Source organism: Aeromonas sp. Lyrl_2, from assembly GCF_051948815.1.
In the GTDB taxonomy this organism is placed as follows: domain Bacteria; phylum Pseudomonadota; class Gammaproteobacteria; order Enterobacterales; family Aeromonadaceae; genus Aeromonas; species Aeromonas veronii.
In genome coordinates this window covers 142,129-164,590 of the sequence record NZ_JAYJLJ010000010.1, presented here as the reverse complement: position 1 = coordinate 164,590, position 22,462 = coordinate 142,129, and the positions used below count along the sequence as shown (strand labels likewise).

General features: G+C 61.5%; 19 protein-coding genes and 1 tRNA gene. 6 read left to right on the top strand and 14 right to left on the bottom strand.

Features of this window, described 5'->3' with window-relative positions:
* The first annotated feature begins 432 nt into the window (after positions 1-432).
* Positions 433-4,623, top strand: coding sequence for a formate dehydrogenase subunit alpha (gene fdhF, locus VF684_RS11165; protein WP_376899995.1), 4,191 nt, complete (start codon positions 433-435; stop codon positions 4,621-4,623).
* Between the two features lie 172 nt (positions 4,624-4,795).
* On the opposite strand, the gene VF684_RS11160 is transcribed toward fdhF, so the two are convergent.
* A tRNA-Thr gene (locus VF684_RS11160) sits at positions 4,796-4,871 on the bottom strand.
* A gap of 89 nt (positions 4,872-4,960) precedes the next feature.
* A complete protein-coding gene (locus VF684_RS11155) occupies positions 4,961-5,701 on the bottom strand; it encodes a phosphatase (RefSeq protein ID WP_139440121.1) in 741 nt (246 codons plus the stop codon).
* Positions 5,702-6,164: 463 nt separating this feature from the next.
* On the opposite strand from VF684_RS11155, the gene VF684_RS11150 reads away from it, so the two are divergent.
* The 5 genes from VF684_RS11150 to ruvC all read left to right on the top strand — a co-directional run bounded on the left by VF684_RS11150 (position 6,165) and on the right by ruvC (position 14,138).
* On the top strand, positions 6,165-6,818 hold the full coding sequence (locus tag VF684_RS11150) for a TetR/AcrR family transcriptional regulator (protein WP_005334507.1): 654 nt from the start codon (positions 6,165-6,167) through the stop codon (positions 6,816-6,818).
* Positions 6,819-6,866: 48 nt separating this feature from the next.
* The gene (locus VF684_RS11145) at positions 6,867-9,206 is read left to right on the top strand and encodes an acyl-CoA dehydrogenase (RefSeq protein WP_005353557.1); all 2,340 of its coding nucleotides are present in this window, start codon (positions 6,867-6,869) and stop codon (positions 9,204-9,206) included.
* Positions 9,207-9,373: 167 nt separating this feature from the next.
* The gene (locus tag VF684_RS11140) at positions 9,374-12,436 is read left to right on the top strand and encodes an efflux RND transporter permease subunit (RefSeq protein ID WP_201997998.1); all 3,063 of its coding nucleotides are present in this window, start codon (positions 9,374-9,376) and stop codon (positions 12,434-12,436) included.
* Between the two features lie 15 nt (positions 12,437-12,451).
* Complete coding sequence (locus tag VF684_RS11135) at positions 12,452-13,501, top strand: efflux RND transporter periplasmic adaptor subunit (RefSeq protein WP_204381648.1); 1,050 nt, start codon at positions 12,452-12,454, stop codon at positions 13,499-13,501.
* 115 nt (positions 13,502-13,616) lie between these two features.
* Positions 13,617-14,138, top strand: a complete 522-nt coding sequence (gene ruvC / locus VF684_RS11130) for a crossover junction endodeoxyribonuclease RuvC (protein ID WP_005334512.1) — start codon at positions 13,617-13,619, stop codon at positions 14,136-14,138.
* A gap of 150 nt (positions 14,139-14,288) precedes the next feature.
* Here ruvC and ascL read toward each other — a convergent pair whose 3' ends face one another.
* Genes ascL through exsD form a run of 12 tightly spaced genes read right to left on the bottom strand, consistent with a single transcriptional unit; the run spans position 14,289 to position 22,353 of the window.
* Positions 14,289-14,954: a SctL family type III secretion system stator protein AscL gene (gene ascL / locus VF684_RS11125; RefSeq protein WP_021229960.1), complete on the bottom strand. Its 666-nt coding sequence runs from the start codon at positions 14,952-14,954 to the stop codon at positions 14,289-14,291.
* Entirely contained in the window at positions 14,933-15,559 is a 627-nt protein-coding gene (locus VF684_RS11120; RefSeq protein ID WP_139440118.1) for a SctK family type III secretion system sorting platform protein, read from the bottom strand. The genes ascL and VF684_RS11120 overlap by 22 nt, the downstream gene beginning before the upstream one ends.
* The gene (gene ascJ, locus VF684_RS11115) at positions 15,556-16,296 is read right to left on the bottom strand and encodes a SctJ family type III secretion inner membrane ring lipoprotein AscJ (protein ID WP_179831119.1); all 741 of its coding nucleotides are present in this window, start codon (positions 16,294-16,296) and stop codon (positions 15,556-15,558) included. The genes VF684_RS11120 and ascJ overlap by 4 nt, the downstream gene beginning before the upstream one ends.
* A gap of 6 nt (positions 16,297-16,302) precedes the next feature.
* On the bottom strand, positions 16,303-16,641 hold the full coding sequence (ascI, locus tag VF684_RS11110; RefSeq protein WP_005320806.1) for a SctI family type III secretion system inner rod subunit AscI: 339 nt from the start codon (positions 16,639-16,641) through the stop codon (positions 16,303-16,305).
* Positions 16,641-17,195 carry a YopR family T3SS polymerization control protein gene (locus VF684_RS11105; RefSeq protein ID WP_376899991.1) on the bottom strand — a complete coding sequence of 185 codons (555 nt, stop codon included), beginning with the start codon at positions 17,193-17,195 and terminating at the stop codon, positions 16,641-16,643. Before VF684_RS11105 ends, ascI begins: the two co-directional genes overlap by 1 nt.
* Complete coding sequence (locus VF684_RS11100; protein WP_139440116.1) at positions 17,192-17,545, bottom strand: YscG family type III secretion system chaperone; 354 nt, start codon at positions 17,543-17,545, stop codon at positions 17,192-17,194. Before VF684_RS11100 ends, VF684_RS11105 begins: the two co-directional genes overlap by 4 nt.
* Positions 17,545-17,802 (bottom strand): type III secretion system needle filament protein AscF, encoded by a 258-nt coding sequence (gene ascF / locus VF684_RS11095; RefSeq protein ID WP_040065226.1) that lies wholly within the window; start codon positions 17,800-17,802, stop codon positions 17,545-17,547. Before ascF ends, VF684_RS11100 begins: the two co-directional genes overlap by 1 nt.
* Positions 17,795-18,007 (bottom strand): EscE/YscE/SsaE family type III secretion system needle protein co-chaperone, encoded by a 213-nt coding sequence (locus VF684_RS11090; protein WP_005334536.1) that lies wholly within the window; start codon positions 18,005-18,007, stop codon positions 17,795-17,797. The genes ascF and VF684_RS11090 overlap by 8 nt, the downstream gene beginning before the upstream one ends.
* On the bottom strand, positions 17,970-19,274 hold the full coding sequence (gene ascD, locus VF684_RS11085) for a SctD family type III secretion system inner membrane ring subunit AscD (protein ID WP_139440115.1): 1,305 nt from the start codon (positions 19,272-19,274) through the stop codon (positions 17,970-17,972). Before ascD ends, VF684_RS11090 begins: the two co-directional genes overlap by 38 nt.
* On the bottom strand, positions 19,271-21,124 hold the full coding sequence (gene ascC, locus VF684_RS11080; RefSeq protein ID WP_167555771.1) for a SctC family type III secretion system outer membrane ring subunit AscC: 1,854 nt from the start codon (positions 21,122-21,124) through the stop codon (positions 19,271-19,273). Before ascC ends, ascD begins: the two co-directional genes overlap by 4 nt.
* Positions 21,097-21,522 carry a YscB family type III secretion system chaperone AscB gene (gene ascB / locus VF684_RS11075; protein WP_376899987.1) on the bottom strand — a complete coding sequence of 142 codons (426 nt, stop codon included), beginning with the start codon at positions 21,520-21,522 and terminating at the stop codon, positions 21,097-21,099. Before ascB ends, ascC begins: the two co-directional genes overlap by 28 nt.
* A gap of 15 nt (positions 21,523-21,537) precedes the next feature.
* Positions 21,538-22,353 carry a type III secretion system negative regulator ExsD gene (gene exsD / locus VF684_RS11070; RefSeq protein WP_376899985.1) on the bottom strand — a complete coding sequence of 272 codons (816 nt, stop codon included), beginning with the start codon at positions 22,351-22,353 and terminating at the stop codon, positions 21,538-21,540.
* Between the last annotated feature and the right edge of the window lie 109 nt (positions 22,354-22,462).

The window sequence follows — 22,462 nt, the reverse complement described above, 5'->3', positions numbered from 1 at the left end:
CGCCACTCACGCATGCCCGCCCCCTATCCACCAACCTTTTATCCAACCGAGTGCCCCCCCTTTGCTCTGCATTCGCCGCATGCCTTGAGTCACCATTTATGCAAAATAAGTTGCATCACAAATGGTGCTACTGGCGGATCACGCCTACCGATAGCGAGAGCAGCCTCTCTTCTACCAGACTCATAAACTGACAATAAGACAATGAATCACTTGCTTTAAAAGGAATGGTTCTCAACGATGCGCCGAGCCGATGAGGTAGACAAGACAACCTGAAATCGTTTTCTCTTTTGAACAATAAGCTGTCTAAAATCAAATAAAGTTGTAAATAATCTTTGTTATGGTGAGCGTATAGCAAGCGGCCTCCCTGTCGCTTCCCCTGCTGGCTCCGCCAGATGCAGCATTTTCTGCGCCTTGAAAGCGAGTTATGACGCCATGATCACCATCACCCTCGATGGGGCTCAGTTGACGGTTGACCCGACCAGAACCCTGCTCCAGATAGCCAAACAGCACCAGACTGATATCCCCTCCCTGTGCGGTGACAACATCAGCGGCCCCAAGACCCCCTGCGACCTCTGCGTGGTTGAAATTACCAGTCTTGGCATCCGGCGCGCCTGCGAGACGCGCCCCGTGGCAGGGATGGTGATAACGACGCAAAGCGAGGCACTGAGCGCGCACCGCCAGCAGGCGCTCGGCCGCATCCTCTCGGATCACTACGCCGATTGCGAAGCCCCCTGCCAACGCGCCTGTCCGGCCGGGGTGGACATTCAATCCTATCTGCACCACATCGCCATGGGGGAGCACGAGGCGGCCATGGCCGTCATCAAGCAGACCCTGCCGATGCCCCTTTCCATTGGCCGGGTCTGCCCCGCTTTTTGTGAAGCGGAGTGCCGCCGCGCGCTGGTGGATGAGCCGCTGGCCATTCGTCAGCTCAAGCGCCATGCCGCCGATCTCGATCTGGCCGAGGTTGCTCCCTATCAACCGGCAAAGAAGCCCGCCAAGGGCAAGCGGGTGGCCATTATCGGCAGCGGCCCGGGCGGCCTCACCTGCGGTTACTATCTGGGTTACGAGGGGTTCGAGGTCGATCTGTTCGAGGCGATGCCCGAAGCGGGTGGCTGGCTGCGCTACGGCATCCCCGAATACCGGCTGCCCAAGGCGATCCTCGATCAGGAGATTGCGCTGATGTGCCAGAGTGGCATGCGGATCCACACCAGGCAGCGACTGGGCCACCAGATCACTCTCTCGGCGCTGTGCCGCGACTATGATGCGGTCTGTCTGGCGGTTGGCGTTTCCAAGGCGGTACCGATGGATTACCCGGGCAGCACCCTGGCCGGTTGTTATCTCGGGGTCGATTACCTCAAGGATCAGATGCTCACCAAGCGGCTCACCACTGGCAAGAAGGTTGCGGTGATCGGGGGTGGTAATACCGCCATTGACTGCGCCCGCACGGCGGTCAGGCTGGGGGCTGAAACCATCCTGATCTATCGCCGCACCCGCGCCGAGATGCCCGCCGAAGCCTACGAGATCGACGAGGCGGAGCACGAAGGGATGCGCTTTTTGATGCTCACCAATCCGGTAGAAAATCTGGCCGATGAGGCTGGTCGCGTCTGTCAGGTACGCCTCGAGAAGATGGCCCTCGGCGAGCCGGACGCCTCCGGTCGCCGCCGCCCGGAGCCCACTGGCGAGTACCTCATTGAAGAGTTCGATACCGTGATTGCGGCGGTGTCGCAGCAGCCGGATCTCAGCTTTATGGAAGGGGAGCCCCTCACCCTCCCCTTCACCCGCTGGCAGACGCTGGAATCCCACCCCGAGACCATGCACAGCGGCCACGGCAACCTGTTCGCCATCGGCGATCTGCGCCGCGGGCCCGCCACCGCCATCGAAGCGGTCGCCGATGGTCGCAAGGCGGCACTGGCCATCGATCAGTTCCTCCACGGTGACATGATCGACCCGGTTCGCCCTTTCAACGCCTGCAAGGCACCCACACTCAAGCAGGTCGATCCCGCCCAGTTTGCTCACCTGAATAAAGTCGCCCGTACCATCATGCCTCATCTGGCAGAGCAGGATCGCGAGGGCAGCTTTGCCGAGGTGGAGCGTGGGCTGAGTGATGCAGATGCCCGCAGCGAGGCCAGTCGCTGCCTCGAGTGCGGCTGTCAGGCCAACACCGATTGCGCGCTACGCGACTATGCCACCGAATACGAGGTCGAGCAGCGCGCTCTCGACACCAGTCAGTGCCAGAAGTTTGCAGTGGATAACAGCAGCGAATTTATCGTCTTTGATGCCAACCGCTGCATCGGCTGCGGCCAGTGCGTGCAGACCTGTGGTGAGCAAGCGGTGCAGGGAGTGCTGCACTTTGCCAAGCACAGCGATGGCACCCTCTCGAACCGCCCCCAGTTCGACACGGGACTCTCGATGGGCGACTCCCACTGCGTGCAGTGCGGCGCCTGTGTACAGGTCTGCCCTACCGGAGCCCTGGTGGATGCCCGCGACAAGTCGCAGGGGCGCACCGAACTGCTCACGCCGGTCAATACCATCTGCACCTACTGCGGGGTCGGCTGCGGTGTCACCCTCTACGTCGATGAGGCGCGCAACCGCATCCGCTATGTGGAGGGGAATCGCAACTCGCCGGTCAATCAGGGTCTGCTCTGCGTCAAGGGGCGCTTCGGCTTTGACTTTATTCAGAGCGAGGAGCGCCTCACCACGCCGCTTGTCCGCAAGGATGGCAAGCTGGTGCCAGCCAGCTGGCAAGAGGCCATCGCCCTGGTGGCCGAGCGTTTCACTACCCTGCGCCAGCGCTATGGCAGCGATGCGCTGGCAGGTTTCTCATCGGCCAAAACAACCAACGAAGAGAACTACCTGTTCCAGAAGTTCATGCGCCGGGAGCTGGGCACCAACAACGTGGATCACTGCGCGCGGCTCTGCCACGCCTCCACCGTTACCGGGCTGGAGGCGTCACTCGGCAGTGGCGCCATGACCAACGACATCCCGAGCATCGACCACTCGGATCTCATCTTCATCATCGGCTCCGACACCTCGGCAGCCCACCCCATCATCGGCTCCCATATCAAGCGGGCAGTCACCACGGGCAAGGCGCGGCTGGTAGTGGCCGATCCCAAGCGGATCGAGATGGCCGACCACGCCAGCCTCTATCTGGCCCACCGCCCCGGCACCGACGTAATGCTGCTCAACGGCCTGATGCAGCAGATCATCCAGAACAACTGGCACGACCAGGCCTATATCGCCGCACGAGTAGAAGGGTTCGAGGCGCTGCAAGCGGAGGTGCTCTCTCCGACCTATGCCCCGGACAAGGTGGCTCTTGTCACCGGCGTACCGGCCGAGCAGGTGATCGAGCTCGCGCGCCTCATCGGCACCGCCGAGCGCACTGCCATCTACTACTCGATGGGGATAACCCAGCACACTACCGGCCACGACAACGTGCGGGCCATCGCCAACCTGCAACTGCTGTGCGGCAACATCGGCATCGAAGGGGGTGGCATCAACCCGCTGCGGGGCCAATCCAACGTGCAGGGTGCCTGTGACATGGGGGCCTTGCCAAACTGCCTGCCCGGCTATCAGAAGGTGGCCAACCCCGAAGTACATGCCCGCTTCGCCGCCGCCTGGCAGCAGCCAGACTTACCGCGCACACCGGGCCTAACCCTCACCGAAACCATAGATGCCGCCTGTGCGGGCAGCATCAAGGGGCTCTATGTGATGGGGGAGAACCCGATGCTGAGCGATCCGGATCAGCATCACGTCATCGAGGGGCTCAAGCAGCTGGAGTTTCTGGTGGTGCAGGATATCTTCCTCTCGGAAACCGCCCAGCTCGCCAATGTGGTGCTCCCCTCCTGCTCCTTTGCCGAGAAAAGCGGCCACTTCACCAACACCGAGCGGCGGGTGCAGCGCATCTCCCCCGCCCTCAAGGCGCCGGGTGACGCGCGGGAGGATTGGTGGATAATCCAGCAGATCGCCAACGCCATGGGCGGCGACTGGCGCTATCAACACCCGCAGGAGATCACCGCCGAGATCTGCCGGGTAACCCCGCAATACGCCGGCATCCAGTGGGACAAGGTGGGAGCGCAAGGGCTACAGTGGCCCTGCAACGACGCGGCGCCCGAAGGCACTCGCCTGCTCCACGGCAAGCAGTTCACCCGCGGCAAGGGGGAGATGGTCGCCACCCCGTTCCGCTATGCAGCCGAACTGCCCGACGAGACCTATCCCATCGTGCTCACTACCGGCCGCCTGCTGGAGCAGTTCCACACCGGCACCATGACCCGCAAGACCAGGGGGCTCGACAAGCTGGCTGGCCCGCGGGTGATGATGAGCGTGGCGGACGCCGAGCGGATGGGCATCAGCAACAGTGAGCGGGTGAAGGTCACCAGCCGCCGCGGCCATATCGAGCTGCCCGCCTTCGTCACCAAGCGGATGCAACCGGGCGTGGTCTTTATCCCGTTCCACTTTGCCGAAGCCCCGGCCAACCGGCTCACCATCAATGCCACCGACCCCCACGCCAAGATCCCCGAGTTCAAGGTAGCTGCGGTGCGCATCGACAAGCTGGTGTGCCCGAGGCAAGGAGGGCAACACACCATGCAGGCGGAACCGGCCAAGCCAGAACCCGAGGTGACCTGAGGGGAATAGCGAGCGCCGCTTGGTTACCACCTGAGTGGCCACCTACCGGGTGTCTGGCCTGCCAACCCTTCCCCCTTGGCTTTGCGAGCGCAAAAGAGGGGGATGAGAAGGGGCCACCAACCAAAAAACACAAAGGGTTAGCTTCGCCCATAAGCTAACCCTTTGTGTTTTTTGGTGCCGATAAGGGGAATCGAACTCCTGACCTTCGCATTACGAATGCGCTGCTCTACCAACTGAGCTATACCGGCTTGTTGCTCTCCACATTCATAAAAAATGGCCGGCAAGTCAATTGAGGCAGCTCGATTTTATGAGTTGGCTCATGGTGTTAGCGCCCGATTTACAGGTCGGCAAACTCGGGGATATGGGCGCGGCCGCGGCTCTCGAGGAAATCGAGCAGGGCACGGGGGGAGCGCACCAGGAGCCGCTCTTGCGGGAAGCCCGCTTCGGTTACCAGACGGTGGCAGTGGCCAAAATCGCCAAGAGTAAATGCCACGTGGGAATCGGAGCCGAAAGTGAGATAGGCCCCCAGATCTCGCGCGGCTTCGACTATGGCACGGCAGTTGCCTTCGCTGCCCGGACGGGAATGAATGAAGGAGGAGTTGTTGATCTCCAGCGCCACCCGATAGTCCGCAGCCGCCTTGACCACCGCCTGAATGTCGATGGGAAATGCGGGGTTGCCCGGGTGGCTGATCATGTCGACCCGACCGCTCTTGATGGCGTTGATCATCGCCTGGGTGTGGGTAGCCTGATCGCAGGGAGGGAATACCTGCTCATGAAAACCCGCCATGATCATGTCGAGGCGCGACTCGTAACGCTCGGGAAAATCGATCTCCCCCTCCAGGTTTTTGATGTTGGCCTCGATACCCCGCAGGATCCCTACCCCATCCACCACTCTTGGCAGTATTGGCAAGTTGGCAAAGTGCCAGACATGAGGAGCATCGGCCATCTCGGGGCCGTGATCCGTGGTGGCAAACAGCTTGATCCCCTTGGCCCTGGCTATCGGCAGATAGTCGTGGATGGTGCTGTAGGCATGGGTGCTGGCAATGGTGTGAGTGTGGGTATCGACCGGGTACTTCATCTTCTCTCCCCTCATATTTTGAAAGGGCAGCATAGCAAAGAGCGGCAGCTTGGGCCACGCCAGTGCTTGCCACACTTTGTCACAAAATACCGCGAAGCTGACATAGTCTGAAGGACCCTGGCTGGCATACTGCCCCCGTCGATACATGCCTGAACTCGCATCGACAGTTTGCCGTCAGGATGACGCGAACTCACTTTCCCCACCGTCGCGCCCTGCGGCGGTTTTTTTTTGCCTGCAAACCGGTAACAAACGCGCAAAAAAAAGGCCCAACTAGCATGGAGCAGGTTGGGCGAGACTTAATGTTTAATTGCAGTGGCATAGATATAGAGTCCTGCTTTTTGACTAAGTTCCGCCCACTTTACTTTTTTCATCGAAAAACATTCCGCTAACACTCATTCACATTCTCTTGACACTTCACGTTATGAAACGTACTTTTTAAACATTCGTTTAAGTGAGGTGTCCAGTGAGTAAAATCGATACCAAAAACCGTATTCTCGACGCCGCTGAAGTGCTGTTTGCCGAGCGGGGATTCGCCGATACCTCTTTGCGTCTGATCACCAGTGAGGCCGATGTCAATCTGGCGTCGGTGAACTATCACTTCGGCTCCAAGAAGGAGCTGATCCAGGCGGTGCTCGACCGCTATCTGAGCCTGTTTATGCCCGATCTCGATGCTCGCCTGCGGGTACTGATGGAGCAGGAGCAGCTGACCCTGCTGCAACTGTTTGAAAGCTTTGTCGAGCCGCTGATGAAGCTCTCGGCGGTACGGGCCAACGGCCCGGCCATCTTCATGCAGCTGCTGGGGCGCGGCTATATCGACAGCCAGGGCCACCTGCGCCGCTTTATCACCGCCCACTATGGCCCCATTTTGCAGCGGATCACCCAGGCCATCTCCAAGGCCAATCCGGCTCTGTCGCCGGCGGATCTCTTCTGGCGCCTGCACTTCACCCTGGGCACCGTCGTATTCACCATGGCCTCCGCCGATGCGCTGCGCGACATCGCCCTGGCCGACTTTGGCCAGCAGCTCGATGTGGAAGGGCTGGTGCGCAACGTTATTCCTTATCTGGCGTCCGGAGTCGGGGCGCCCGTGGAGTCGACCAGGCTCTCCCTGGCCGTGTAACAACCAACAATAAATCAACGGAAACAGTGAAATAGAAGGAACTTCGGTATGATCACATTGCTTGTCCTGCTGGTGCTGGCGATAGCCGTTGTGCTCGGCGTACCCTCCATCCGTAAAAAGGTGGTAACCCGTCCGGTGTTCGGCATCTTCAAAAAGATACTGCCGCCCTTGTCAGCTACCGAGCGGGAGGCCATGGAGGCCGGCTCCGTCTGGTGGGATGGCGAGTTGTTTCGCGGCAACCCCGACTGGAAAAAACTGCACGGCTACGGCAAGGCCGAGCTGACCGCAGAGGAGCAGGCCTTTATCGACAATCAGGTCGAAACCCTGCTCGCCATGGTTGATGACTTCAAGATCGTCAACGAAACCAAAGACCTGCCAGAGCCGGTGTGGGACTATCTGAAGAAGGAAGGCTTCTTCTCCCTGATCATCCCGAAATCCTACGGCGGCCGCGAATTCTCGGCGATTGCCAACTCCACCATCGTCACCCGCATCGCCACCAAGAGCCTGAGCGTGGCGGTCACCGTCATGGTGCCGAACTCTCTCGGCCCGGGTGAGCTGCTGATGCACTACGGCACCCAGGCCCAGAAAGATTTCTGGCTGCCGGGGCTGGCCAATGGCAAAGAGGTGCCCTGCTTCGCCCTGACCGGGCCGGAGGCGGGCTCCGATGCAGGTGCCATTCCTGACAAGGGGATCGTCTGCAAAGGGATGCACAAGGGTGAAGAGGTGCTGGGTATTCGCCTCAACTGGAACAAGCGCTACATCACCCTGGCGCCGCGCGCTACCGTGCTGGGGCTGGCGTTCAAACTCTATGACCCGGAAAAACTGCTGGGTGACAAGGAAGAGCTCGGCATCACCTGCGCCCTCATCCCCACCAGCCACCCGGGCGTGCGTGTCGGCGATCGCCACTACCCCATGGGTCTGGCGTTCCTGAACGGCCCGACCTTCGGCAAGGATGTGTTCATTCCGCTCGACTGGATCATCGGCGGCCCGGATTACGCCGGTCGCGGCTGGCGCATGCTGGTCGAATGCCTCTCCGCCGGTCGCGGCATCTCGCTGCCTGCCCTGGGCACCGCTTGCGGTCATATGGCGAGCCGTACTGTGGGCGCCTACTCCTATGTACGCAAGCAGTTCGGCATGTCCATCGGCAAGTTTGAAGGGGTGCAAGAGGCGCTGGCTCGCATCGGCGGCCTCACCTATCAGCTGGAAGGGGCCCGTCGTATGACCGCAGGTTCCCTGGACTTGGGTCAGGCACCGGCCATCGTCACCGCGATTTCCAAGTACCACATGACCGAAATGGCGCGTCAGATCATGGATGACTCCATGGACATCCACGCCGGTCGTGCCATCCAGCTGGGCCCGAAAAACTACACCGGCTACGCCTACATGGGTATTCCGGTCGCCATCACGGTGGAAGGGGCCAACATCCTGACCCGCAACCTGATGATCTTCGGGCAAGGGGCTACCCGCTGCCACCCGTACGTGTTTGCCGAGCTGGAAGCGGCGGCCGACACCGACGTGGAACGCGGTCTCGAGAAGTTTGACGCCCTGCTGATGAAGCACATCGCCTTCGGCGCCGGCAACTTCTTCGGCTCCCTGTTCCAGGGGCTGACTCTGGGCCAGTTCAACAGCGCGCCGGTGGCCGGTGAAACCGCTCGCTACTACAAGCAGCTCTCCCGTATGAGTAAAGGGCTGGCGCTGTGCGCCGACGTCTCCATGCTGATGCTGGGTGGCGATCTCAAGCGCAAGGAGATGATCTCCGCCCGTCTGGGTGACGTGCTGAGCCACCTCTATCTGGCCTCCGCAACCCTCAAGCATTACGAGGATCAGGGCCGCATGGTCTCCGATCTGCCGTTCGTGCAGTACGCGGTGGAGCGCAACCTCTACCTGATTGGCAAGGCGTTCGAGGGCTTTTTCCAGAACTTCCCGAACAAGGTGGTGGGTGCCGTACTCAAGCGTGTGGTATTCCCGTTCGGCGTCGGTTACAAGATGCCGGCAGACGATCGCTGCCACGCCATCTGTCTGGCCATGATGAAGCCGGGCGAATTCCGCGACCGTCTGACCGCTCTCTGCTATGTAGGCAAGGACGAGGCGGATCCGGTCGGCCTGATGGAGCGTGCCTTCCAGGCCATGGTCGCAGTGCAGCCCTACGAGAAGAAGCTGGTGCAGGCCCAGAAAGAGGGCAAACTGCCCCGCAAACTGGCGCTGCCGGAGCTGGTTGCCGCCGCACTGGCCGGTTCCATCCTGAGCAAGGACGAAGCGGACAAACTGCTGGCCGCCGATGCCCTGCGCTACGAAGCGATTCAGGTAGACAACTTCGCCCCGGGCGAGCTGGAAGGCTTCTCCCAGCAAGCAAACAAGCAGCCAAACAAGGTCGAGCACGCCGCCTGATCCCTTGGCAAACCAGTACCAAACCGGCCCTCGTGGCCGGTTTTTTTGGTTGTTAACCATGCATTTACAAGCTAGGAGAATTCCAGTTAAATGCTTGAGTCCCTGTTGCAGGGGCTTTGGAAGCAAGGCCAGCGGAATGGCCGATAACAACAACTCAGGAAGAGTGAATGAACCTCGCCAAAACGGCGATCGAGCGCCCCATCTGGGTGGCGGTCTCGATCGTGCTGATTTTCCTGCTGGGCCTGCTCAGCATCCGGGGACTGCCGATCCAGCTGTTCCCCGACATCGACCGTCCACACCTCAACATCTCGGTGAGCTGGCGTTCAGCCTCGCCGCAAGAGATGGAGTCGGAGATCACCGACCCCATCGAGCAGGAGATGCAGGGGGTTCAGGGGCTCAAGAGCCTTGTCAGCAACAGCTATCCCGGCTTTACCGAAATCGACATGGAGTTTGCCCTCGGCACCGACATGCAACGGGCCCAACTCGATGTGATTTCGCGGCTGAACCGGGTCTCGGGATTGCCGGACAAGATTGGCGGCCCCTACGTCAACAACTACAGCAGCAACGATACCCTCACCTTCTTCTTCATCCAGCAGCTGCCCGGTGCCAAAGGGGGGATCGATGATCATCAGGCGCTGATCGAGGCGCGGGTCAAACCCGAGCTGGAGCGCATCGAAGGGGTCTCGACGGTCGCAGTCGAGGGGATAAACGAGCGCCAGATCCAGATCCGCTTCGACCCCTACCGAGCCGCAGAGCTGGGGGTGGAGATCCCGGTACTGGCCAGCCGGGCCACAACCGGCTGGGACGTGTCGGCCGGTACCCTCGACATCGGTCGCTGGGAGTACAAGCTGCGCTTCGCCGGTCGTTACGATGTCGAGTCGCTGGGGGACAAGGTGGTGGACTGGCGCGATGGCCTGCCCATCTATCTGCGGGATGTGGCGGAGGTAAGGGTGGCCAGGGAAGAGAACCCAGTGCTGCGGATCCAGAACGGCAATACCGCCATCGCCGCCCAGATCTTCAAAGAGAGCGGTGCCAATGCCCTGGCCTCCCTTGAGGCGATCAAGGCCCGGGTGAACGAGCTCAACCGCGAGGTGCTGGAACCGGTCGGGCTGCACATGGAGCAGTCGTTCGATGCCTCCCTCTACATCAATCGCGCCGTCAGCATGGTCACTGCCAACCTGGGGCTCGGGGTGCTGCTCTCCTGTGCCATCCTCTGGCTCTTCCTGCGCCGGCTCAAGGCGACCCTGATGATTGCCCTCGCCATCCCCATTAGCATCATGCTCACCTTCTGTCTGCTCAAGGTGATGGATCGCACCCTCAATATCATCTCGCTGGCGGGCATCGCCTTTGCCGTCGGCATGGTGCTCGACGCCGCCATCGTGGTGCTGGAGAGCATCTACCGGCGCCACGAGCGGGGGGATTTGAGCAAGGCGGAGGCAGCGCTTGAAGGCACCCGTCAGGTGTGGACGGCGCTGGTCGCCTCCACCCTCACCACGGTCGCCATCTTCCTGCCGGTGCTGCTGCTCAACGATGTGGAGGGTCAGCTGTTTGCCGATCTGGCGCTCACCATCGCCTGCGCCGTGACAGTCTCCATGCTGGTCGCCGTCACCGTGCTGCCTGCGGTGGCGGCGCGCTGGATGGGACATGAAACGCTGACCGATCCCTATGAGTCGCTGTGGCAGCGCACTACCCGTCATGTGATCCGCTGGACCTCGACCTCACGCCAGCGCTGGACGGTCATCACCCTGATGATGAGCCTGCCGGCCCTGGCCACCTGGGCGCTGCTGCCCAAGATGGACTATCTGCCGGACGTGAAACGGGACGCGGTGGATGTCTGGATGAACTTCACCCCCGGGGTCAATCTCAAGGCCCAGCGCGAAGAGGTGATCGATACCCTGATCGCCCGCCTCGCCCCCTACATGAAGGGGGAGAAAGAGCCTGCCCTCAAGAACTACTACATCTTGCGCTACCCGGGGGGCGCCCAGATTGGCGTGCGCCCCAAGGACGAGACCCGCATCAAGGAGCTGGAGAGCCTGTTGATGAAACAGCTGCTGGTAGGCATTCCCGACACCCGGGTGTTCGGCGGTCAGGGGTCGCTGTTTGGCGGCTTTGACAGCGAGAACGGCGTCTCCCTGCTGCTGCAGGGGGGCAACCTGCCCGAGCTCTATCAGGCGGCCCGTGCCAGCATGGGGATCCTCAGCAAGGACCTGCCGGGAGCACAGGTCCGGCCCGAACCGAGTCTCGACTTCACCGCTCCCGAGCTCAAACTGGTGCCGCAAGATCGACGTCTCGCCGAAGTGGGTTGGGATCGCACACCCCTGCCCACCATCATCCAGACCTTTGGCGACGGCTTGCGGGTCGGCGAGTATTTCGATGGCGAGGATCGGCTCGACATCATGCTGATGGGGCAGAGCTCCGCCAATCCGGACGAACTGAAGGCAGTGCCGCTGGCCACCCCCTCCGGGCGCATCGTTCCCCTTGGCGAGCTGCTGCGGGTGGAGCATGACATGGGCCCGGCCAGCATCTTCCGGGCCGATGGGCGGCGCAGCATCAGCCTGCAGATAGCGCCCCCGGCGGGTATGACCATGGAGCAGGTGATCGACACCCTGAAAAACCGCAGTTTTGCCGCCATCCGTCCCCTGCTGCCCGCCGGTGGCGAGCTGCGCATTGCCGGCAATGCCGACAGCCTGCAACAGGCGCTCGACAATCTGGGGACCATCTTCCTGTTTGCCGTGGTGATCCTGCTGGTGCTGCTGTGGGGAGTGTTTGCCTCCCTCAAGGATGCCCTGCTGGTGCTGCTCACCCTGCCCCTTGCCTCAGTTGGCGGCGTGCTGGCACTGCAACTGAGCGGGCTGCTGGTGCCGCTGCCGATGGATCTGCTCACCATCATCGGCTTTGTCATCCTGCTGGGACTGGTGGTCAACAACGCCATCCTGCTGGTGCATCAGACCCGCACCGCCGAGCGGGACGGCATGAGCCGTCAGCTGGCGGTGGCCGATGCCCTGCAAAGCCGGATGCGTCCCATCGCCATGACCAGCCTCACCAGCATCTTCGGCATGCTGCCGCTGATGCTGAGTCCGAGCGAGGGGAGTGAAATTTACCGCGGGCTCGCCACCGTCATTGTCGGCGGCATGAGTTGCAGCACCCTGTTTACCCTGATCCTGTTGCCTGCCTTCCTACGTCTCGGGGAGCAGGTGGCGATCCCACAACCCCTGCGCCAGCGGGCCTGAGCAAGGAGCTCATCGATGACACATATGATTACCCGAATGTTGGCTGGCGCGGTGCTGATTGCAGGCAGTGCGCTACCGGCATTAGCCGATCAGGGCAAGATGGTGACCCTGGCGGATGTGACCCAAGGGGATGCGGCCGCCAATATCTGGGTCAGCGGCACGGTGGCGAGTCGCCAGCAAGCTGCGCTAAGCGCCGAAGTGAGCGGCCGGGTGGAGTGGATCGCCGAATTTGGCAGCCGGGTCAAAAAAGGGGACGAGCTGCTGCGCCTCGACAGCGCGGCACTGCGCCTCTCGCTGGAGCAGGCCCGCGCCGAGCAGGCGAAATGGCAGAGCAACTTGCGCTTCGCTCGCGCCGAATCCCAGCGGATCACCCGGCTGCATCAGCAAAAGAGCGCCTCCCAGAGCCAGTACGACAAGGCCAGTTACGATGTGGAGCAGGCCGCGCTGGCCGAGCGGCTGGCCGCCATACAAGTGAACCAGATTGAAGAACAGCTGCGCCGCAGCCACATCTATGCCCCGTTCGACGGGGTGGTGAACAACCACTTCATCCAGCCCGGCGAGCATGTGGACGCGGGCGAGCAGGCGCTGGAGCTGGTCAACCCGGATCAGCCGGATATCCGCCTGCAGGCCCCCATTCTCTGGGCCCAGCAGCTGGCGCCGCAAACCCGGCTGCGGGTGGAGGGGGAACAGCTGAGCGGTCATGGCGTCTATTACCAGCGAGCCGCCAGCGCCGATCCCAAGTCGCGCCTCATCGAGCTGCGCCTCAAACCGGAAGCGGGCACCTTCATCATCGGCTCGCCGGTACGGGTTGCCCTGCCACTGGGGGATCAGCAGAGCATGCTGCTGCCCCGAGATGCCCTGGTGCTCGGCACCGATGGCAGCGTGGTCTATCAGGTGGCGCAGAGTGGCAAGGCGCTCAAGGTAAATCGGGTGCCGGTCACCGTGCTGTTTGGCGACAGCCAGCAGGTAGCGGTGAGCGGCGCCCTCAAGCAGGGGGATCGGGTGGTGGTGCGTGGCGCGGGCAGCCTGCAGGATGGCGACACCATAGAATTGTTCAAGGGGTAGCCACGCCCGACGCAGGCTGTCCAATCTTTGCCCGCTTGACCCGGGACATACAGCCAAACGGGCCACAGTTTGCTATCTTGGCGGCCATCACTCGCGTTTAGAGCAATCAACACCCATGAGCATTATTTTGGGCATCGATCCGGGATCGCGGATCACCGGATACGGGGTTATCCGGGTCGTGGGCGGCAAGGCCGAATACTTGGGCTCTGGCTGCATCCGCACCGATTGCGGCGAGCTGCCGGAGCGCCTCAAGCAGGTCTATGACGGGGTATGCGAGATCATCACCCAGTTCAAACCCACCGAATTTGCCATCGAGCGGGTCTTTATGGCCCGCAACGCCGACTCGGCCCTGAAACTGGGACAGGCCCGGGGCAGCGCCATCGTAGCCGCGGTCAACGCCTATCTGCCGGTGAGCGAATACTCTGCCACCCAGATCAAGCAGGCAGTGGTGGGCACCGGCGGCGCCGCCAAGGAGCAGGTGCAGCATATGGTGACCCATCTGCTGAAACTCTCCGCCACCCCGCAGGCGGATGCAGCAGATGCCCTTGGCGTCGCGCTCTGCCACCTGCACACCCGCCAGAGCCTGATCAAGATGGCCGGCCGCGCCAGCAGCTCGGTACGTGGCCGCTATCGCTGAGCCCTTGTCCACCCAGACAGCTCATCTCGGTATCGCTAAATAAAAAAACCGCCCCAGCTATCCGGGGCGGTTTTGCTTTAGCCGAGTAACAACCGGCGGGACTTGTCAGATAAATGTTCTCTCACGTAGCCGGCCATAGATTCAGCCGCCTTATTCAACCGCGGCATTCGCCCCGGCAAGTCGGGCCTGCTGTTCACCACGCTTTTCCAGCGCCGAGCTCATGGCGAGGGAGAGCGCCTCCAGCTGACCGTCAAGGCTGGCATCGATGATCCCCACCTCGGTCTCGAGGATGCAGCCCCCCTGATCGAGGCGGGCATCGGCGGAGATCTCGAGATAGCCGATTTCGGGGAAATCCTTGTGTACCCGGGCGATCTGGTCGCGCACCGCCTGCACCTGCTCGGGGTGAACCCGTATCGTCACCTGCTTCTGATTGCTCACCAGCGAGAGCGCCTCCCGCACCACCTTGAGGGTGAGCGCCACCTGATCGTAATCGTGCAGGATCTTGCGCACCGCCTGCAGCACCACCTCGCTCATCTGCTGCTCCACGGTGCGATAGTACCCCTGGCACTGCAACTGGGTCTGGTGGATCAGCACTGCCTGTTCGCGCCGAGCCTCGTCAATCCCGGCTTGCCAGCCAAGGCTCTTCTGCTCTTCATAGACGGCGCGGGCCTCGGCCACAATATCGGCCGCCTGGGCCCGAGCGGCCTCTACCAGCTCCTGTGCGCTCAGGTAGGAGAGGTAATCCTGGCTACGCAAAATACGCTGGCTTGGCGCCAGTTGCAGATGGTTACTCTTTATTTCAACAAATGGCAGCATTGGAGGGTTACCTGTTTGGCAATCTTGAGACAAAGCGCCCGGGCCAGTGGCAGCTGGTCAGCCGCCAAAGGCCATGATGGCCCAGGTGGCGCTAGGGGAAGTCGCAGGGTGAGACGGCGAGCCCAGTCGGGGTAGCCTTCCCCAGCAGCCGCCAGCCAGAACTGCAAGCCCGCCTCTTCCAGCACCCCCTCATCGAGTTGAGCGGGCAGAGGCTGCTGCCAACCCGCAGGCCAGGGGCCGATCAACAAGTCGAGCTGGGAGAGTACGGCTCTGTGCCCCTCCTCCCCCAGCAAAGCGATGATCTGGCGCAGCGTTGGTGCCAGCAAGCAGTGGCGGATCGCCTCGCCGTGCAGCACGGCCCCCAGACGGCGCAACAACAGCACCAGCTCACTTTGGGGAAACAGCGCCAATCCCCCCAGAGGCGCGGGCATCTCGTAGCCAATTCCCAATGCCAGCGCCTTGAGCAAGGCGCCGTTACTGGCTGGCAGCGTCCGCCACTCGGGCAAAAGTTTCGGCACCTGCGCCCAGGATGAGGGCAGGTGCGCCTCATGGAGATAACTGGCCGGGCAAAAGCGCAGCTGATAGGGGGTCAAACCGACCGTCATCCGCGACTCCGACTCCGGTGCCACATGTATTGCGCCAGGTTGCTGGTCACCACCAGCGCCAGCAACAGGGCAATCAAGCCGCCCAGCCGCCATTTTGAACCTTCGCTCACTTCAATGGAGAACAGCGAGGTATTGCGCGGCATCAACGGGCTCTGGCGCACATCGGCCGAGGGCACCAGCACCACGCTGATCCGGTCGTAGGCGAGCCCCTCGATACTGTTGTTGACCAGTTGCTTGATCTGCGGAATGTAGGTATCGAGCTGGATATCCGCCGCATGCTTGATAAAGACCGAGGCCGAGGCGGGAGAGGGTTTCTTGCTGATCCCCTCATTGCCTTCCGGCAGCACCACATGGACGCGAGCCACCAGCACGCCGTCTATTTCCGACAGGGTATTGGAGATCTCCTGCGCCTTGGCATAGGTGAGGCGAGCCCGCTCCTCGGTGGGCGAGGAGATGAGGCCATCCTTGGGAAACACATCCTGCAGAGTGGAGAAGCTCTCTTTTGGATAGCCCTTGCGTTTGAGGGTCTCGATGGCCTGCGCCACGTCGGACTCCTCCACCAGCAGCTTGATGCGGCCATCCTTATCCGGCTGCTTGTCCGAGGCGATCCCCTCGGTTTGCAGCAGCGCCAGCATCTCGTTACCCTCTTTCTGAGTGACTCCGGTATAGAGCTCCACTTTGCAGCCACTGAGCAGCAACGAGGCGCCGAGCACCCCCATCAGCATCGATCTCTTCACACTACCTCACTGGGTCTTCAACAGGGTTTCTACGTTCTGGCTCATCTTGCCCACTGTCTTGGCAATCAGCTCCTCCTGCATGGTGATCCGCATCAGCGACCACTGCATCTGCATCAGGCTGTTGGGATCATCCCCCGGGGTGGCCAGCTCGGCTTGCAGGCTCTGCTTGGCCTCGACAAACTGCTGCTTCAACTCCCCCAGCTCCCCGAGCAGAGAGCTCCCCATCCCCTGGGATGTGCTCCCCATCGCCTGTTCAAAACTGGCGACATGGGGCGAGGAGAGATCCACCGCTTTCAACTCATCCAGGCTGGTGACCACCGCCTGGGCAGACTGTGCAATTTCCATCACGCCTCCAGATCAAGTTTGTGCGAATTGCGCATCAGATTGTCGACCATGCCGTTGAGCGGGATCAGGGTCATCAGCTCGCGCCGGGCCAGTGCATCGAGGAATTGATGTCCCGCGGGCACGGCGCCCTGCCCGTCCCTGAGCTCGCTCAACAAGTTCAGCAACACCTTCTCGCGCCGCGACGCCAGAGGATCAAACTCCCGCATGGTTGCTCGCAACTCCGGCAGATCGATGGCATCCACCACCGGCGACTGGCGCTCGCCAAAACGCGCGATCAGCTTGTCGGTAACAGGGCCAAACAGCTGCTTGCCAATCTCCGGCGCCGGTTTGTCGCCCTGTTGGTAGATCTGCCAGAGCAGTTCACGCTTGGCGACTGGCGTCACACCGGCCAGCAAACCCTCAAGGGGGGCCCCCTGTTGCCAGCGTTCGAACAGATCCGGCTCGGGGGCTTTGGCCAGCAGTCGTTCAAACTGGCGTTGGGCCATGGATTCGGGCGGGGGGGGCTGACGCAGCGGCTGCTCTCCCCCCGGCTGGTCGCTGCCTTCAATTTTCATGAGGTCATCTGCTCGCGCAGGCCTGCGGCAAACTGTTGCAAGGCTGGCTGACCGCTCTGTTCCAGTCGCAGCAATCGTGCAACCAGCGCCTCCTGCTGACCGAGCCGCCACTCGCACAGGGCCAGCCAGGGTTCGATATCCGGTGTGCAGTGCTCGCCACCAAGCTGCAAAGCAGCCTGGTAATCCCCCCGGTTCATCAGGGAGGAGAGGCGAATGAGCGTTACACACTCGGTCATCTCCGGCGCCCCCGCCAGCCAGTCGGCGATGGTGGCCGCCTCCTGGTGACAATGATGGCCGGTACCAGCCAGCGCAAGTTCGGTCAGTTGTCGCTTGAGTTCAGGGTTCATCATCAAATCTTCTGCAAAATACCCTGCATCAGGTCTTTCATGGCCCGAGTCACGGTGGAGTTGATGTTGTAGATCACCGACCATTTGTTGATCTTGTGCTGCAGCTCGGCCAACAGCGCCGGGTTATCCGGATTGGTTTTCATCGCCTCAATGGCCTTGTTGACCTCGGTATTGGCATCATTGGCCTGCCCGGAGAGGTTCGATGCCACCTGATCGAGGGTGTTAGTAGTACCGTCTGCATACTTAAAGTAATCAGCCATGGTTGTGCTCCTTTATCTTGCCAATGATCGTGAGCCCCGCCTCGATGGCGTCGGCCTGTTGTTGCCACTCCCGATACTGTTGCGGGGTTCCCCCGCGCAGCAGTTGCCGTTTCACTTCACCCTGCGCCTGAACAAGCTGCTCATGCAGCTCACGAGCAAAGGCGGGATCAGCGCCGGACAGTCGCGCTTCCAAACTGGTCATCATGCCGCTCGGCTCCTTTTAATTTGACGATGTATTGCTGCTTGCCCTTGCTCACCACCACCGCATCGGGGCGAATAGCCAGCACCCGCACCCCGCTGGAGGTTGCGCCCCCAACCGGATAGCGCTGGTTGTCTGCCAGTACCACATAAGGCACCCGGCCAAACGAGACGCTGCGCACGTCGAACTCCAGCTCATCCTGACGCGGCGTTCTGGTCTGATTGATCAGCTCCAGCGTCGGGTGTGTACCGAACTCCCGGCGAAACTGCTGATTGACCTGCTGAAACTGGCCAAGTTGGCGCTCATCCAGCTGGCCGGAGAGTTCGAGTCGCCCACTCGCCTCACGCACCCGCAATGCACCAGCCAGCCCCTGCTCCTGCAGCAAGGCATCGAGACGCTTGCGATAGGCCCCGGCAATCTGTACCTGATTTTCAACCCCCAGCAGGCCGGGCACCTCCTGCTTGAGCAGAGATTCAATGGTGCTCCATTTGCTATCCTGCCCCTGAATTTCACCGCTGAGCTTGAGCCAGCCGGGCTCCTTGCCATTGCGGATCTGCAGTTGTTCATAACCCAGCTTCTGCAAGATAAAGCCGGCCCCCTGCCGCAGATCTTCCATGGTGCGCAGCTCCAGCCGGTAGTTGAAACCCTTGCTATCGAGATACTGCTGCAAGGCAAGACGCGCGCTGTTCTCATCGACGTAACCCGAGAGTTGCCACAGCTCGGGATCACTGCTGTTCAGCACCACCTGACGATAGTTTGGTGCGGCCAGAAAGCGCTTCAATGCCTGCTCACTGCGGGTGGATTCGTTCTCGTCGGCGCCATGCCACCAGCCCGTGCCGAGCAGCAAGACCACGGCGACCACCAGACTCAGGCAGAGGGCCCCCATCCAGACATCGGCGCCCGCTGCCCGCCGCCGCGGCGCACGAGAAGGAGCAACCACCGCCGCCAGTGCCTCCAGCTGTTCGGGTAGCGAACGACTGTTGTCACAGAAGCTCCAGAGCAGCGGGCCTGCCTCCAGGCGTGTTCCCGCCCTGAGCGTCTCTCCCGCGGTCAGGGCGACACCGTCCTGAGTCGGGGTAATACCGTCCGCCCAGGCTTGCAGGGTGATCCCTTCCCCATTCACCAGCAGTACCAGATGCTCGGGGGCCATCCCCTCATCCACCAGCACCAGATCAGCCTTGAGGGGATCGGAACCGATGACCAGACGCCCCTCCGGCAGAGGAACTTCTACCCCGCGGTTGAGCCCGCGATATACGCGGCACTTCCAGCTCATCGGGTCGCGCCCTCATTGCCCGCCTGCACACACCAGCTGGCGGCCGGTGTACATTTTTGATCCTTGTTCATTTCGACCAGACGCCACCCCAACTCATTGCCCATCCGGCACTGAGTGAGGGACGAGCTCTTGCCCCCCTGACGCAGCAGTTGCTGCACGTCACGGGCTGCAGCCAGCGGCTGGCATTGCGCGCCCCCCAGCACCTTGCCAAGGGAGAGACTCTGATTGGAGATCTCATCAGCCCCGAGCACCCCGGCTCGCAGATCCTGACCATTGCCGAGGGCCAGATAGTGGGCAATACCGTCATCAATCAGACGAGGCTCGATGATAAAGAGCCGCACCGAACGACGGGTCTGGGTGTCCTTGCTACGGAACAGTGCCCCCAGATAAGGGATGTCACCAAGGAAGGGCACCTTGCTCAGGTTCTCGCTCATCTCGTCGCGGTAGATACCGCCTATCAGCAGGCTCTGGCCGTGGCCGACCCGGGCGATGGTATCGACTACGGTGCGACTGATGGTAGGAATGCCATCGGCCCCCGCACTGTTGGGTTTCTGGTTGCCATCCTCGATGTGGAGGCTCAGGCTGATCTCGGGTCTGTCACCCATCTGGATCACCCGGGGCGTCATCCGCAACATGGTGCCGTAAGTGATCCCCTGTAGCTCGGCCACCCGCTCACCGCTGATCTTCACGTAATAGGTTTCGCTGTGGTCGATCACCGCCTGGGTGTTCTCCTGGGTCAGCAAGGTCGGGCGGGAGACCACCTGGGCATTGCCTTCGTTTTCCAGCAAGTTGACCCGGGCCAGCAGATAGTCGAGTCCTTTCGAATCCACCAGACTGCCGAGCGCGGCCCCCCCTTCGATCCCTTTGCGATCGCCGGTGGTCTTGATAATCACTTGCTGGTTGGAACCGGTGCGGATCCCCACTCGCCAATCCACCCCCAGCTGGGAGAGATCCTCGGCATTGATGTCGATGATGGAGAGCGCCACCTCAATGCGGGCAGCCGGTTTGTCGAGCGCGGCGATCAGCTTGCCGTACATCGCCATCCGCTCCGGAGCATCGCGCACGATCACCGCATTGAGGGAAGGATCGGCCTGCACGATGGCCTGACCGGAGGTGGCCGTCGCGGCCTTGCTACCCTCGCCGTTGACCATCTGCACGCCAGCATCGCTCAGCAGCTTGGCCAGAATGGTCGCCACACCAGGAGCCGCCACATCGGTATCGCGGTACTGGATGGAGCGATCTGTAGCCGAGGCGTACTTGAGGGGGAAGATCTCGATGGCCAGCGGCCCGGTCTTCTCGCTGCGCAGCTGGGATTGTTGCTCCAGTGCCAGCGCGGTCTGCTCGATCAGTTCAAGGTAACGGGGCGGGCCGGAGACATAGACCAGCCGGTTATCCGCATCGGGGCGCCAGCCAAAGCGGGGCTCCCAGATCCCGGCTCGTTGCAGCGCCTGCTTGAGTTCTGCAGCGCCAGTCTGCTCAAGATTGATGAGACGGGACTGCACTTCGCTGTTCTTGAAGACGTAGAGCACATTGCCGTCGTAGTACCAGACCAGGTTGTAGAGGGAGGAGAGCTGCTGCAAAAAGGCGAGCGGCTCGTCATGCTCAAACTGACCGTTGACCTGATCGTTGACCTTGTCGCTGACCACCACCGAGACCTCGTAGTTGGCACCGAAGTTGACCAGCACGTCGCGCAGACTCTCCCCTTCAGCCACATAGCTGTAAGGCATGGGCACCCAGTCCAGCTCCTGTGCCATGGCGGGACGCTGCCACGCCATCACGGCGAGGCAGATCCACAACAGGGGACGCAGCAGGGGTTGCACACTCAAGGGTGCCATATCATCTGTCTCCATTGGGGGGCCAAGGCGGCCTCGGTCAATTGGGGTTCCAAGCGCTCCAGCAGGGCGATGTGCTGGCTCAGGCGCTCCGCCAGCAGCGCCTCATCGAGCCACTCCAGCGCGAGCCGCGCCTCCAGCTGCAAATTGCCAAGATCGTCCAGTACCAGGGCATGGGGGGCATGACGGCCCCAGGCCACCACCTGTTGCAACAGACGCTTTAGCAGCGCCGGATCATGGGCCTCATCATCATTCCTCTGGCTGCTTGCAAGCGGGGTACTCAGCAGCAATTCACCGTTTCTGGGGGTCAGAAAGAGGGGATAACCATCGATCCGCAGATGGTACTTTCCCTGTGCGTCGGCAATAAAAGGCCCTTGGCCAAGGTTTGCGGCCAATCGATTCAGTAGCGTTTGCATAGTTCCTCGGGCTATCTAGGGCGCAGGAGGCTGCCAGTAGAATTGATCCTGACCCAGGGCAATGCCCCGGCCGGCCAGCCACTCATGCAGGGTTAGGGCTGCCTCGTCCTGATGGGGCAGAGCCTGCAGGGCATGCCAGAATGTGCCGAGCTCGAGCGGTACCGGCATCAGGTGAACCGGGTCCCCCTCCTTGCTCGTTTGCGCATACCAGGCAGGCCAAGCCAGCTGGAGACGTGTCTCACAATCAGTCTGCAGTCGGGTGAGCTCCTGCTCGCGCTGGTTCAACTGCTCAAGCTGATCGGCGATCCGGCTCTCCAGATCCGCCGGTACATCGACCACGGTCTGCCAGAACACAGCCTGGGCATTGAGCTGGCGGCGCATCACCTGCAACTGCTCCAGTTCGTTAAGCCAGGCGCCGTAAAGTGGTTCAAGACGCTGAACCCACCAGCGGTGCAAGGGATAGAGCACCCAGTGCCACAGCAAGGGACGATCCGCCAGATTGATGCGATCCCCCAGCTGCTGCATCCAGTCACAACGCTCACTGCCTGCCAGCCGCAAGATCTGTTGCAGCTCCTCACGCGAGACGGCCAGCGCGGCATCGAGACGGCGCTGAAACCAGATGGAGCCCAACAGACTCTCCAGTCGGGTTCTTGGCAACAGTCGTTGCAACAGGGCCATCTGCTGCGAGGTGATCACGCCGGCATCCTGATAACGGAGCACGGACAGCTGGCCGACCAGACGATCCCGACTCAGGGTATCTGGCTGGACAACGGTAACCCGACGACCTGCAAACAGGCCCTGGTTAGGTGAATGGTGATCTTGCTGACTCATGCTATGCCTTGCTCATCTTGCTGCGGGCAATAATGGAATGATGTTTCGATATGCTGGCTATTCTATCCATTGCCTCGCTCCGCGGCTTATAAAAAACGTCAGATTATTT

What these genes read in the sequence shown, in the direction of transcription:
- fdhF (WP_376899995.1), top strand. Translation starts at nt 433, where the DNA reads ATGATCACCATCACCCTCGATGGGGCTCAGTTGACGGTTGACCCGACC.
- VF684_RS11155 (WP_139440121.1), bottom strand. Translation starts at nt 5,701, where the DNA reads ATGAAGTACCCGGTCGATACCCACACTCACACCATTGCCAGCACCCAT.
- VF684_RS11145 (WP_005353557.1), top strand. Translation starts at nt 6,867, where the DNA reads ATGATCACATTGCTTGTCCTGCTGGTGCTGGCGATAGCCGTTGTGCTC.
- VF684_RS11140 (WP_201997998.1), top strand. Translation starts at nt 9,374, where the DNA reads ATGAACCTCGCCAAAACGGCGATCGAGCGCCCCATCTGGGTGGCGGTC.
- VF684_RS11135 (WP_204381648.1), top strand. Translation starts at nt 12,452, where the DNA reads ATGACACATATGATTACCCGAATGTTGGCTGGCGCGGTGCTGATTGCA.
- ruvC (WP_005334512.1), top strand. Translation starts at nt 13,617, where the DNA reads ATGAGCATTATTTTGGGCATCGATCCGGGATCGCGGATCACCGGATAC.
- ascL (WP_021229960.1), bottom strand. Translation starts at nt 14,954, where the DNA reads ATGCTGCCATTTGTTGAAATAAAGAGTAACCATCTGCAACTGGCGCCA.
- VF684_RS11120 (WP_139440118.1), bottom strand. Translation starts at nt 15,559, where the DNA reads ATGACGGTCGGTTTGACCCCCTATCAGCTGCGCTTTTGCCCGGCCAGT.
- ascI (WP_005320806.1), bottom strand. Translation starts at nt 16,641, where the DNA reads ATGGAAATTGCACAGTCTGCCCAGGCGGTGGTCACCAGCCTGGATGAG.
- VF684_RS11105 (WP_376899991.1), bottom strand. Translation starts at nt 17,195, where the DNA reads ATGAAAATTGAAGGCAGCGACCAGCCGGGGGGAGAGCAGCCGCTGCGT.
- VF684_RS11100 (WP_139440116.1), bottom strand. Translation starts at nt 17,545, where the DNA reads ATGATGAACCCTGAACTCAAGCGACAACTGACCGAACTTGCGCTGGCT.
- ascF (WP_040065226.1), bottom strand. Translation starts at nt 17,802, where the DNA reads ATGGCTGATTACTTTAAGTATGCAGACGGTACTACTAACACCCTCGAT.
- VF684_RS11090 (WP_005334536.1), bottom strand. Translation starts at nt 18,007, where the DNA reads ATGATGACCAGTTTGGAAGCGCGACTGTCCGGCGCTGATCCCGCCTTT.
- ascD (WP_139440115.1), bottom strand. Translation starts at nt 19,274, where the DNA reads ATGAGCTGGAAGTGCCGCGTATATCGCGGGCTCAACCGCGGGGTAGAA.
- ascC (WP_167555771.1), bottom strand. Translation starts at nt 21,124, where the DNA reads ATGGAGACAGATGATATGGCACCCTTGAGTGTGCAACCCCTGCTGCGT.
- ascB (WP_376899987.1), bottom strand. Translation starts at nt 21,522, where the DNA reads ATGCAAACGCTACTGAATCGATTGGCCGCAAACCTTGGCCAAGGGCCT.
- exsD (WP_376899985.1), bottom strand. Translation starts at nt 22,353, where the DNA reads ATGAGTCAGCAAGATCACCATTCACCTAACCAGGGCCTGTTTGCAGGT.